Here is a 12,654-nt window from a genome sequence, read left to right as displayed (position 1 = left end):
GTGAGCAAAACATAAAAAGGGAAGTTTTATGAAGAAATTATTTTTAGCGTCCACGCTGAGCGCCCTGAGTTTTGGTGCAATGTCAGCAACGCTTCCGACTGACTTAAACTGGCAAACAAACTGGGATGAGCCTCAATATGGTTCGCCAGAAGCGAAACGTGGAGGGACTTATCGCACCTTTATGTCAAGTTTCCCACAGACGTTACGTAGTGTTGGTCCAGACGCTAATGCAGGGCTACGTTCTTTTATCTTAGATGAAACACCAGGCTTGGTGGTCCGCCACCCAGATACTTTAGAGTTCATACCTGAGCTTGCTAACGAGTGGGCGTTAGCAGGTGACAACAAAACGGTCTATTTCAAACTCAATCCTGAAGCCAAATGGTCGGACGGCAAACCTGTGACTGCCGACGATTTCGTGTTCATGCTGAAGTTTTATCGTTCCAAAGACATCTTGGAACCTTGGTACAACGATTACTACAACAAAACGATTGCGGATGTTATCAAGTACGACACTCACACGTTTGCTGTTAAGGCGGCGAAAGAGTTTAATCCGGAAGAGTTGCTGTTACGAATGGGGGCCCTGCGCCCACGTCCCGCACATTTTTATGCTAACCCTTCAAAAGATGAAAATGGTGACGGTATACATGACAACTTTGTCCGCTACTACAATTTTAAAAGTGAACCAACGACCAGTGCATACTACCTAGATGACATTAAAAAAGGTAAAAGTGTGACCTTCAAACATGTCGGTGAAGACTGGTGGGGTTACAGCAATAAGTATTATCAACATCGCTATAATGTCGACAAAATCCGCATCACAGTGATTCGCGACAGTGATATCGCGATGAAGCACTTTGAGAAAGGGAAGCTGGACGCATTTGGTCTTGTTTTACCAAGCTTATGGCATGATAAATCGAATACGGAACCTTACCAGAAGGGATACATTCAAAAGTTCTGGGGTTACAACCAATTCCCAGTTGGGGCTGGTGGTGTATGGATGAACACCGCGATGCCTTTGCTGGATGATTTAAACATTCGCAAGGGCATTACTTACGCGATTGACTTTGATGGCATGATAGAGAATGTCATGCGTGGCGACTACTCCCGTAAACCGAACCCGACCGGTTATGGTCATGGTAAATACACCCTACCAGATGCTAAGGCACCGAAGTTTGATCCCGCAAAAGCGGCCGAGGCATTCGAAGCCGCAGGCTTTAACAAAATTGGTTCTGATGGTATTCGTGTTAATGATAAAGGTGAGCGCTTAAGCTTCGAGCTGACCTACGGAACACCTGTTCATACTCCTCGTATTGCATTTTTGCGTGAGCAAGCCAAGCTAGCAGGGCTGGATATTGAGCTCAAGTTAGTTGATGGCTCATCCATGTTCAAATACGTACGTGAGAAAAAGCACGATTTGGCTTTCTTAGATATGGGTACGTCTGAGATCCCAACGTATTGGGAGTACTTCCATTCAGTCAATGCGAACAAGCCGCAAACTAACTCTTTCACAAACTACAGCACGCCTGAACTGGATGAAAAGATCATCGAGTATCGTTTTGGCATGGATATGGATAAAAAGATCCAGCTAGGTCATGAGATTCAGCGTGACATCATTGATGCTCACGTTATCGTCCCAGGCTACATGGTTCCTTATGTCCGCTATGGTCACTGGCGCTGGTTAAAGTTTCCAGATAAGCCAATGAATCGCATGACAGAGGCGCTGTTCAGTGGTGCAATCATAGGCGATGGCACTTACTGGATTGATAGTGATATCAAAAAAGAAACGAAACAAGCGATGAAGTCAGGCAAAGCTTTTGAACCTGTTGTTGTCGTAGATGACACTTATAAGCTGTAAGGATTGGTTATGGAAAACGATGTAATCCTAAGTGTTAAAGATCTCGAAGTTGAATTTACCACCGATGATGGGCCAGTGAAGGTTCTGCATGGTGTGAACTTTGATGTGAGAGCCGGACGTACACTCGGTCTGGTAGGAGAGTCAGGTAGTGGTAAGAGCGTAACCTCAATGTCGATCATGGGGCTATTACCTAAGCCATATGGCAACATTATCAAAGGTGAAGTGAATTATCGCGGCACCAACCTAGTTGATTTGCCTGCGGAAGAGATGTACGCCATGCGTGGCGATCGCATTTCGATCATCTTCCAAGACCCGATGACGGCGCTCAACCCAGTGCACACCATTGGTCGTCAAATATGTGAAGTGCTTGAGCTCCATCGACCTGAGCTCGACAAAAAGGAGCGGGAGGCGTACTCGATTGAAATGCTGGCAAAAGTAAAAATTCCAATGCCAGAGAAGCGATTGAATGAGTATCCCCATAACCTATCTGGTGGTATGCGCCAGCGTGTCATGATCGCGATGGCATTGGCCTGTAAGCCGGATATTCTGATTTGTGATGAACCGACTACAGCGTTGGATGTTACGGTTCAGGCGTCTATCCTTGAACTGATGAACGAGCTTCAGGAAGAAACGGGCATGGCGATGATCTTCATCACTCACGATCTCGGGGTTGTGGCAGAAGTGTGTGATGATGTTGCCGTGATGTATGGCGGACGTATTGTCGAAAAAGCAGAAATTTTTGAGTTGTTTGATAACCCGCAGCACCCATACACAGAGCGTTTAATGGGATTGATGCCGAGCTTAGATAATGAGCCGAAGCAGATGATCGATATCAAGCCTATTGATGCCAGTATGTTTGCCAGTTAACTGGGCAAAGTGAACCAGTCATAAAAGAGGATGTTATGGCAAAAGAAGTATTAAGAATTGAAAATCTTAAGCAGCACTTTGTTTCTGGTAAAGGGCTGTTCAAGAAAGGCTACACCATCAAAGCGGTAGACGGGGTTTCACTGTCTGTTTCTGAAGGTGAAACACTGGGGCTAGTTGGTGAGTCAGGTTGTGGTAAAAGCACCCTTGGTCGCACGATCTTAAAGTTATACGAGCCAACAGAAGGTAAGATTTTCTTTGAAGGTAAAGACATCACTAAATTGTCTGTGAAAGAGATGCGATCGCTGCGTAAAGACATGCAAATCGTCTTTCAAGACCCAATGGAGTCACTCAATCAGCGTCATACCATCGGTATGATTCTGGAAGAACCGTTTGTTATTCATAAAATTGGCACGCCAACAGAGCGTAAACAATGGGTAAAAGAGCTTTTAATCAAAGTGGGATTACCAGAAACGGCAGTAAACCGTTATCCACATGAATTTTCAGGCGGGCAACGGCAGCGTATCGGTATCGCTCGCGCGATTGCATTGAAGCCTAAACTGCTGATTTGTGATGAATCGGTATCTGCGTTAGATGTGTCGGTACAGGCGCAAATCTTGAACCTATTGCTACAACTGCAACAAGAAATGAACTTGGCGATCATATTTATCTCTCACGATCTCTCGGTGGTGAAACATGTTTCTGACAAAGTTGCCGTGATGTATTTTGGTAAAGTGGTAGAAGCAGGCAGTGCTAAAGAAATTTATGCAAACCCGCAAAACGAATACACCAAAAAACTCCTATCTGCGATTCCGATCACTCACCCTAAATATCGGAAGAAAAAGCGCGTAGCTGAAAAAAAGCAGCAAGTGGCGTAAGTGATGCCACAGGTCCTATAACACAAAAGCGCTCCGCCAAATAAGCGGAGCGTTTTTATAAGCAAATGCCAGGACTTGGAGTCGATTTGCACTGATGTTTATTCTGATTGATTGAAGATCGTTGCATGCTAAACTCAAGGCCTATTTTCTTTGTTTGGATAATGGACCATGCCGTCGAATTTACCGAAATCCTTTAGTCGACCTTTCCTGAAAATCTTCCATATTTTGGAGGCGGTGTTATTAGTCTCTATTACCTTGGCGACGTTGTACGCCATGATGCAAGAGTTTGTGCACGTATTTGTAGAGAAGCGTGTCTTACTCACGGATATTCTGTTGATGTTTATCTATCTGGAAGTGCTCGCTATGGTGCAGCAGTTCGTGATGAACGGTAAAATTCCGGTACGCTATCCTATCTACATCGCGATGATGGCCATCGCCCGCTACATCACACTCGGAATGAAAGAGCTGGATGCAGTTTTGGTTGTGTGGTTATCTCTGGCTGCGTTTATTTTGGCTGCGGCTACTTTGCTGATCAGAATTGGGCACCATTATTGGCCCTACGTTGATAACAGTACCTTGGAAAAAGACGAATAAAAGAAAACCCCGTATTAGCGGGGCTTTTTTGTTTCAATACTCGATGACTTTTAGATCATTCAATGTTTTGGATCTGCTCACGCATCTGTTCAATTAGAACTTTCAGTTCAACGCCCGATGCGGTGATGTCGGTGCTGATGGATTTCGACGCTAGCGTGTTCGATTCACGGTTGAACTCTTGCATCATGAAATCTAGACGACGACCCACTGCGCCGCCTTTTTTCAGAATGTTCGTGGTTTCTTTTACGTGAGAATCAAGACGGTCTAGCTCTTCTGCTACGTCTGATTTCTGTGCCAGAAGGATAAGCTCTTGCTCAACGCGAGATGGGTCTAGCTCTACTTTTGCATCTTCAAATTTAGAGAACAGACGCTCACGTTGCCACTCTAGTATTTCTGGCATGCGTGCGCGCACTTTCACAACTTCTGATGTGATCGCTTCGAGGCGTTGCTCAATCAGCGCCTTCATGTTCTCGCCTTCACGAGCGCGCGCTTCAATAAATTCATCCATTGCGCCATCAAACGCTTCTAGTAGCACTTTATTTACCGCATCCATGTCTTGCTCTGGCGTTTCCATTACCCCCGGCCATTGCATAACTTGAAATGGATTGATTCGGCTCAGTTCACCAGTCATGTGCATGACTTGTTCAGCGGCTTTAATTACCTGGCTAGCAAGCGCTTCATTGATGCTAAGCTCACCTTTTGCGGCAGGGTTTGCTTCAAAACGTAGATTACATTCTACTTTGCCTCGCGCTAAGCGCTTACGAAAACGCTCACGTAAAACGGGCTCTAACCCGCGAAATTGCTCTGGCATGCGGAAGTATGTTTCTAAATAACGCTGGTTCACGCTGCGGATTTCCCATACCGCAGAACCCCAATCGCCTTTTACTTCTTTGCGTGCATACGCTGTCATACTGTAAATCATCGAATTTTCCTGTCTTCATTTTTTGAAAATTACTTCAAGAGTGTATCACGCTGCGTCGATAGGTGCGCGGGATGTATGGATTGTTTATGTTGTGCCAGATGCGTAACCTATGAATCCGGAATCGATTCCGTTATAATCTTCGCCCAACCAAATCGTCTTCTCCTCATATTTAAGGTAGATGCCCATGCGTCCAAACGATCGCAAGGCGGATCAAGTTCGCCCTATCAAAATTACTCGTAACTACACAGCTTACGCTGAAGGGTCAGTGCTAGTTGAGTTCGGTAACACCAAAGTGTTGTGTAATGCGACCGTCGAAGAATCTGTGCCACGTTGGCTAAAAGGTCAAGGTAAAGGCTGGGTTACAGCTGAATACGGCATGCTACCTCGAGCAACACATTCGCGTACTCGTCGTGAAGCGGCAAGTGGAAAGCAAGGCGGCCGTACGATGGAAATTCAGCGTCTTATCGCGCGAAGCCTACGTGCAGTTGTCGATCTAAAAGCCATGGGTGAGTTCATGATCACCGTTGACTGTGACGTTATCCAAGCTGACGGTGGTACGCGTACTGCATCCATCAGCGGCGCAAGTGTTGCAATGGCCGATGCATTCCAACACCTAGTAGATAGCGGCAAGCTAAAAGCAAACCCAATGAAAGGCCACGTAGCGGCAGTTTCAGTTGGTTTGCTAGGTGATGATGTTCTGTGTGACCTTGAGTACGTTGAAGATTCAGCGGCAGACACAGACATGAACGTGGTAATGACAGAAGAAGGCAAGATGATTGAAATTCAGGGCACCGCAGAAGGTGAACCGTTCAGTCACGAGCAGCTGATGGCTCTGCTAGAGTCGGCGAAAGTCGGCATTACGGAAATTGTCGCAGCGCAGAAGGCGGCGTTAGCCAATTGATTTAAATAGCTCCCATTATGGGGGCTATTTTTTTATCTCGACAATAGAGAAATGAATGATTGTCGAGAAGAGACACAAGAAACCAAGGACATAGAGAGAAAATAATGAAAGCATACCAGCGTGAATTTATTGAGTTTGCACTTGAGAAAGAAGTTCTTAAGTTTGGTGAGTTTACTTTGAAATCTGGCCGTAAAAGCCCGTACTTCTTTAACGCTGGTCTTTTCAATACTGGTCGTGACCTAGCGCGTCTTGGTCGTTTTTACGCAGCAGCGCTTGCTGATTCTGGCATTGAGTTTGATGTGCTGTTTGGCCCGGCGTACAAAGGTATCCCAATCGCGACGACAACAGCAGTCGCGCTGGCGGATCATCATGACGTCGACACGCCTTACTGCTTCAACCGTAAAGAAGCGAAAGATCACGGCGAAGGCGGTAACCTTGTAGGCTCTGCGCTTGAAGGTCGTATCATGCTAGTGGATGACGTAATCACAGCAGGTACTGCGATTCGTGAATCGATGGAAATCATTCAAGCAAATGGCGCAGACCTTGCTGGTGTGTTGGTTGCGATTGACCGCCAAGAAAAAGGCAAAGGTGAGTTGTCTGCGATTCAAGAAGTGGAGCGTGACTTTGGTTGTGCAATCATCTCGATCGTTAGCTTGACTGACCTTGTGACTTTCCTTGAAGAGAAAGGCACAGACAAAGAGCATCTAGAAGCAGTCAAAGCATACCGCGCAGAATACGGCATTTAATTGGTTACTTTTTCTGAAAAAGTAAAAAGGGCAGATGGATATTCATCTGCCCTTTTTTGTTTTTGGATTCATCGCCTTGACCACTTACTTATAGCGAATGCCTTTCTCGACATGCTCATCTTGCATGGTTTTATAGCGTTTATGGAGCCACATCCATTGCTCTGGAGCGCGTAGAATGACTTCTTCCACATACTTGTTCATATAAGCGGCAGCGGCGACTTCGTCTTTTTGTGGATAATCGGCTTCAATGCACTTATCGGCGATGATGTCGTATTTTCCTTCGTCATTGCGAAACCCTGAGCCTGGGATGATCGCACATTTTGAGGTATACGCCAGAATGCTCGTGCCTGTTGTCGTACACGCATCGTCTACGGCAAAGAAGGGCACAAATACTGATTTTTTGCGACCGTAATCGTGATCCGGTAAATAGAACAGACGCTCACCGCTGCGTAAAACACGAATCATCTTTTTTACATCTTTACGATCAATCAGTTTATTGCCGTTATGTGTCCGTCCCCAATACTGGATAAAGTTATAAGCAGGATTATTATGCGGACGAAACGCGCCGTACCCGGCCACGCCTAACACGGCGAAAGCACGCGCAGTGATCTCTAGATTTAGAGCATGGACACAACAAAGTAGGACGCCTTTACCTTCTTTGGCTTTTTCACGCAGTGCGCCGAGATCTTTCTCGACGATCAGGTTTTTAAAGCGCCAAGTCGGCCAGAACCAAGTGATTCCGGTTTCTATCAGTGCCATACCGGTATTTTTGAAGTTCTCTTCAACAATATGTTGAATCTCTTCAGGTGTTTTGTCTGGAAAGGCCAATTCTAAGTTACGCTGAGCAACGTGGACACGCTTTTTACCGTAGCGCATGCCAAGTTTACCGAGTGAACGACCTAATGAAAGCAGCAGCCGATAAGGAAGAATATTGACGAGGATGGCCAACAGACCAAAACCAAGCCATACGCCCCAGTTACGAGGGTGAAGAAGTGAAAGAGAAAACTCGGGCTGCGTGTATTTGTCTTTACTCATAGTCTTTTACTTTATTTGTGCACTCAAAAGCGCCCAGTACTCGTCAAAGTTTGCAGTCGGCTGGTATTTAAAGTCGCTACGCACAAAGCGGTTTAGGCTCCCCTCAACTTGTCCCAGAATTTGCGCGGCTAGGATGCGCTCTTCGACAGGGAAAGACTTCCCTTCACGAATCTTACGTTCACGCAGGATTTGGCGCAATTGTGTTTCTATACGCTCAAAGAGTTGATTGATGCGTTCACGTAGACGTTCATTTTCAAACATTAGAGCATGACCCGACAAAATGCGTGTCAGACCTGGGTTACGTTCAGAGAACGCCAAAATAAGGTGCATCACCATACGAATACGCTCTAGTGTATCTTTTTCGTCGTCTAGAATACGGTTGATACGTGTCATCAAGGCTTCTTCAATGAACTCAATCAACCCTTCGAACATGCGCGCTTTACTTGGGAAATGACGATACAGCGCGGCTTCTGAAACGCCGACTTGCTTGGCCAGTTTTGCCGTAGTAATGCGTGAAGCGCCATCTGTTGATTCAAGCATTTCTGCCAATGCTTGTAAGATTTCTTCACGACGGTTGGATTTTTTACTGCCGGCCATTAGTTACTTCCTTTCAAAATACAAAGTTGAGCGGAGGGGATTATAAGACGCTATTTCGCCTCAAACTAGACCACTAAGGGTGGAATGGGAGATTTAACACCCTTAGTTGTCATTTTTGTACCAAATTTATGCCAGCTTTTGTAAAAAATTGGCAGGGTTTTCAAACGTTAGTTACATCAATTGATGCATTTTTTCGAGAATTTTAAAGCTCAATGCTTCTTTTGATTCCAAAGCGAGCGCAAGTTCACCTTCAGGCCAGTAAAGGGTAATTGCGTTGTCGTTGCTGTTAAATCCTTGCCCTGCAACCGAAACGTCGTTTGCACAGATCATATCGAGGTTTTTCTTTGTTAACTTGCCTCGAGCATAGGTCTCTACATCATTGGTTTCAGCCGCAAAACCGACGGTAAACGGACGCTTCTCCGTCATTGCTGCCACAGATGCAACAATATCAGGATTTTTAACCATATTAATGACCATTTCGTCGTTGTCTTCTGTCTTTTTCAACTTTTGAGACGCGATCGTTTGTGGGCGGTAGTCGGCAACGGCAGCGCAGCTAATAAAGGCATCATGCTGGTTTGCATGTGTCATAACGGCTTCGTGCATCTCTTGTGCACTGGAAACATTTATGCGCTCAACACCTACGGGCGTATTTAAACTGACAGGACCGCTCACGAGGGTGACTTTTGCTCCCATCTGCGCTGCGGCGCTCGCCAATGCATAGCCCATTTTCCCGGAGCTATGGTTCGTAATGTAACGCACTGGATCAATCGCTTCGCGAGTTGGTCCGGCGGTAATGAGTATCGACCTACCTTCTAGCAATTTTGGTTGAAAGAACTGTTCACATAGCTGTACTAGCTGCATTGGTTCCAGCATTCGACCTGGTCCTACATCACCACAGGCTTGCTCTCCTGCCGCAGGGCCCCAGATGTGCATACCACGACGCGCTAACGTAGCGATGTTCTCTTGGGTTGCGATATTGCGATACATCTGTTGATTCATCGCCGGAGAAACAGCAACAGGGGAATCCGTCGCGAGCACGAGCGTAGTAAGTAAATCGTTCCCCATGCCTGCGGACATGCGCGCGATTAAGTCCGCGGTCGCGGGCGCTAATAGCACTAAATCTGCCCATTTGGCCAATTCAATATGGCCCATAGAGGCTTCCGCTGCTGGGTCTAGTAAACTGTCCGAGACAGGACGGCCCGAAACGGCTTGCATGGTTAAAGGGGTAATGAACTCTTTTGCGGCTTTCGTCATTACAACTTGAACTTGCGCTCCTCTCTCTATGAGGCGACGGGTTAGCTCCGCACATTTATACGCGGCAATACCGCCACTGATGCCGAGTAGAATTTTCTTTCCTGCTAGTGTTTGCATGTGAGATCTCCAATTTGATGACCGGATTTTAACACAATTCAAAGTCTGACCGCCCGAGCATATATAACGAGAAGATAATTCACATCAAACTCCAGAGTATTAATCTGACCGAGGAAGGGAAAATTCTCGCCTACCTCACAGACAAGTTGCGCGGAGTTTGCAAGTCTGAAAAGAAAAAGAGGTAGTGGAAACCATGGTGTTGAAAAGTCGAAACAAATTGCTGCTGATAACCCTAATTCCGCTGCTGTTGATCACTACGTTGATCTCAGTGGTGTATTACATCAACAGCAGTAAAAGTTTGGAAGCGGAGTTAGCAAGAGACAGGCAAGAGCTCATCGAAACGAAAAAGAAAGAGTTACAAGCCTATATGATGATGGGCGTGACGGCGATAAAACCGTTATACGACGCGGATGTAAATGGAAGTAATAAAGAGGCAGCAAAAGAAATTCTGAAAGCCATGCGCTTTGAAAGCGATGGTTACTTTTTTGCCTACGACTCTCAAGGTGTGAATACGTTGCACGCCATCAAACCTGCATTAGAGGGTAAAAACCTTTACGACTTAAAAGATGAAAATGGGGTCGCAGTTATTGCGGGCTTGATTGACGCTTCTCAAAAAGGGGATGGGTTCCTCTATTTCTCGTGGCACAAACCGACCATTGACGCACAAGCGCCTAAGTTGGGCTATGCAGAATATCTATCGAAATGGGACTGGGTTTTAGGTACTGGCGTTTATATTGATGACATCGACCAGCAAGTTGCGATGCACAGAGAGTTAAAGACTCAAGAGCTAAAAGAGCATACGTTATCTGCCGTGTTGATTTCCGCTATTGGATTGATCATTACCAGTGTTCTCACCAGTATCGTGGTGTCTAAAGGTATTCAGCCATTACAACATGTCGCGGCTTCATTAAAAGATGTTGCCGCAGGCGGCGGTGACTTAACGGCTCGTTTAAAAGTCGAAAGTCAGGATGAAGTCGGTGAAGTGGCGGCCGCGTTTAATGATTTTATGGATAAGCTGCACCCACTGATGCAGGACATTCATCGCTCTGCGACGACAGTACAGACCGTTTCCCAAAGCCTGAACACTCAGACCAGCCAAGCGAGCGGTCAAATGCAGGATCACTGTTTAGAGACGGACAAAGTCGTGACGGCAGTGACGCAAATGAGCATGACTGCCAAAGAAGTAGCCAGCAATACTAATGCGACCGCGCAGGCAATTGACGATGCCAACAGTCAAGTCACCGCTGCTCAGCATGAGGTCGAGCAAGCAATAGAAGGCATTACCGAACTCGTGACGGAGATAGACAGCACGTCAGATGCAATTTCTGAGTTGAGTTTACAGACCGAAAAAATAACCAAAGTGCTGGATGTGATTGGCGAGATAGCCGAGCAAACGAATTTGTTGGCCCTAAATGCGGCGATTGAAGCGGCTAGAGCCGGTGAGCAAGGTCGAGGGTTTGCCGTCGTTGCGGATGAAGTGCGCTCGTTAGCCAGTCGTACACAAAATAGTACTCATGAAATTGGCGACATGCTCAAGCAGCTACAAAATGGTGTATCAAGAGCGGTCAGTACGATGTCGGTGAGCCAAAAACGAGGTGTAAAAACGGCGGAAGAGTCCGCGCTCATTCAGCAATCTCTTTCTGGTGTTCATCATTCTATCGGAACAATTCGAGATATGGGTATTCAAACCGCGTCTGCCGCAGAAGAACAAAGTGCGGTTGCAGAAGACATCAACCAAAACTTAGTGGCTATTCAACAGATCGTGAACAACATTAATGAGACGTTGCAGCATGCCGAGTTAATCAGCACGCAGCTATCACAGTCTGGAACGGAAATTCACGGCTTGGTTGGCAACTTTAAACTCTGATGAACTGTTAAGTTGCATGGAAAGCACTGATGGTACGAAGAAAGCGAAAGTCATACTCGACTTTCGCTTTTTGTTTTGTGGAATAGGGGCACTTTCCATATAAAGAGACATCAGATGATACTGAAAGCTATGCCAACTGAGTCCATGCCCAGAGAGAAGTTGTTGCAACGAGGGCCGCAAGCTTTGACCGATGCCGAACTGCTGGCCATCTTCTTGCGCACAGGCACCCGCGGAATGAACGTGATTGAGCTTGCAGACTTCCTTATTCAAGACTTTGGTTCGCTCAGACAACTATTTTCAGCATCAGAAGAAGAGTTTTGTCGTCACAAAGGATTAGGGCAAGCCAAGTATGTTCAGTTGCAAGCGGTACTAGAAATGACACAACGTTACTTGGCGGAGACGCTAAAGCGTGGTGATGCCTTAACCAGCCCCGACCAAACTAAGTTATATCTGTCTTCTATTTTAAGGGATCGGCAAAGAGAGGCTTTTTATATTCTTTTTCTCGATAACCAGCACCGAGTGATAAAAGATGAAATTTTATTTGAAGGAACGTTGGATGCAGCGTCGGTGTATCCGAGAGAAGTCGTCAAGCGTGCTCTGCATCATAACGCGGCGGCTTTGATTTTGGCGCACAATCATCCTTCAGGGGTTGCTGAGCCGAGCCAAGCTGACAGAAGGATTACAAGGCGTCTCACCGACGCATTAGCATTGGTGGATATTCGTATTTTGGACCATTTCGTCATCGGAGATGGGGAAAGTGTCTCTTTTGCTGAAAGAGGCTGGATATAACTGTGCGTTTTTTAGGTTGTTAGTTGCTAAAAATCTGCTATCATCCACGCCACTAAATTTTTAACTGAATTCAGCTTGGACTGCTAAAAAAATCTGCTGTCTAAAAAAAGATCACGAAAACCTGTAAAAAGGATCTGTTCGGGTCTTGAGCAATGCATATCAAGTTAGTATAATGCGCGACCTTTGATAGCCTTGTATGGATTTTCCATAGCGGTTCTTAACCTCTAACTTCTTT

12 protein-coding genes are annotated in these 12,654 nt (G+C 46.0%); 8 read left to right on the top strand and 4 right to left on the bottom strand.

The genetic code is table 11. From position 1 onward, the window contains the following. The first annotated feature begins 28 nt into the window (after positions 1 to 28). From R7P69_RS11040 to R7P69_RS11025, 4 genes are all read left to right on the top strand, one after another. Positions 29 to 1,855 (top strand): extracellular solute-binding protein, encoded by a 1,827-nt coding sequence (locus R7P69_RS11040; RefSeq protein WP_017634997.1) that lies wholly within the window; start codon positions 29 to 31, stop codon positions 1,853 to 1,855. Between the two features lie 9 nt (positions 1,856 to 1,864). Further along, positions 1,865 to 2,722, top strand: a complete 858-nt coding sequence (locus R7P69_RS11035; protein WP_005379371.1) for an ABC transporter ATP-binding protein — start codon at positions 1,865 to 1,867, stop codon at positions 2,720 to 2,722. Between the two features lie 35 nt (positions 2,723 to 2,757). Next, entirely contained in the window at positions 2,758 to 3,597 is an 840-nt protein-coding gene (locus tag R7P69_RS11030) for an ABC transporter ATP-binding protein (protein WP_005379372.1), read from the top strand. Between the two features lie 168 nt (positions 3,598 to 3,765). Further along, positions 3,766 to 4,191, top strand: coding sequence for a phosphate-starvation-inducible protein PsiE (locus tag R7P69_RS11025; protein ID WP_025768316.1), 426 nt, complete (start codon positions 3,766 to 3,768; stop codon positions 4,189 to 4,191). Positions 4,192 to 4,246: 55 nt separating this feature from the next. On the opposite strand, the gene R7P69_RS11020 is transcribed toward R7P69_RS11025, so the two are convergent. After that, the gene (locus R7P69_RS11020) at positions 4,247 to 5,113 is read right to left on the bottom strand and encodes a YicC/YloC family endoribonuclease (RefSeq protein WP_005384776.1); all 867 of its coding nucleotides are present in this window, start codon (positions 5,111 to 5,113) and stop codon (positions 4,247 to 4,249) included. Between the two features lie 184 nt (positions 5,114 to 5,297). Between R7P69_RS11020 and rph the strand changes: the two genes are divergently transcribed. Together rph and pyrE are read left to right on the top strand one after the other, a co-directional pair. After that, the gene (rph, locus tag R7P69_RS11015; protein ID WP_017634994.1) at positions 5,298 to 6,014 is read left to right on the top strand and encodes a ribonuclease PH; all 717 of its coding nucleotides are present in this window, start codon (positions 5,298 to 5,300) and stop codon (positions 6,012 to 6,014) included. A gap of 104 nt (positions 6,015 to 6,118) precedes the next feature. Beyond that, on the top strand, positions 6,119 to 6,760 hold the full coding sequence (pyrE, locus tag R7P69_RS11010) for an orotate phosphoribosyltransferase (protein WP_026000307.1): 642 nt from the start codon (positions 6,119 to 6,121) through the stop codon (positions 6,758 to 6,760). Between the two features lie 84 nt (positions 6,761 to 6,844). Here the strand turns inward: pyrE and R7P69_RS11005 are convergent, their stop codons facing one another. From R7P69_RS11005 to coaBC, 3 genes are all read right to left on the bottom strand, one after another. Beyond that, positions 6,845 to 7,795 carry a Kdo(2)-lipid IV(A) acyltransferase gene (locus tag R7P69_RS11005; protein ID WP_033905948.1) on the bottom strand — a complete coding sequence of 317 codons (951 nt, stop codon included), beginning with the start codon at positions 7,793 to 7,795 and terminating at the stop codon, positions 6,845 to 6,847. A gap of 6 nt (positions 7,796 to 7,801) precedes the next feature. Next, the gene (gene slmA, locus R7P69_RS11000) at positions 7,802 to 8,392 is read right to left on the bottom strand and encodes a nucleoid occlusion factor SlmA (protein WP_005379386.1); all 591 of its coding nucleotides are present in this window, start codon (positions 8,390 to 8,392) and stop codon (positions 7,802 to 7,804) included. A 171-nt stretch (positions 8,393 to 8,563) separates the two neighbouring features. Then, positions 8,564 to 9,763, bottom strand: a complete 1,200-nt coding sequence (coaBC, locus tag R7P69_RS10995) for a bifunctional phosphopantothenoylcysteine decarboxylase/phosphopantothenate--cysteine ligase CoaBC (protein WP_025768318.1) — start codon at positions 9,761 to 9,763, stop codon at positions 8,564 to 8,566. Between the two features lie 193 nt (positions 9,764 to 9,956). On the opposite strand from coaBC, the gene R7P69_RS10990 reads away from it, so the two are divergent. Both R7P69_RS10990 and radC read left to right on the top strand, forming a co-directional pair. Then, positions 9,957 to 11,630, top strand: coding sequence for a methyl-accepting chemotaxis protein (locus tag R7P69_RS10990; RefSeq protein ID WP_053349784.1), 1,674 nt, complete (start codon positions 9,957 to 9,959; stop codon positions 11,628 to 11,630). Positions 11,631 to 11,744: 114 nt separating this feature from the next. Continuing rightward, a complete protein-coding gene (radC, locus tag R7P69_RS10985; protein WP_053349745.1) occupies positions 11,745 to 12,419 on the top strand; it encodes a RadC family protein in 675 nt (224 codons plus the stop codon). Positions 12,420 to 12,654 lie beyond the last annotated feature (235 nt).

Source organism: Vibrio sp. 661, from assembly GCF_033339315.1.
Lineage (GTDB): Bacteria > Pseudomonadota > Gammaproteobacteria > Enterobacterales > Vibrionaceae > Vibrio > Vibrio alginolyticus.
Note: the sequence above shows the minus strand (reverse complement) of the source record. Positions and strands in the feature narration are given on the sequence as shown.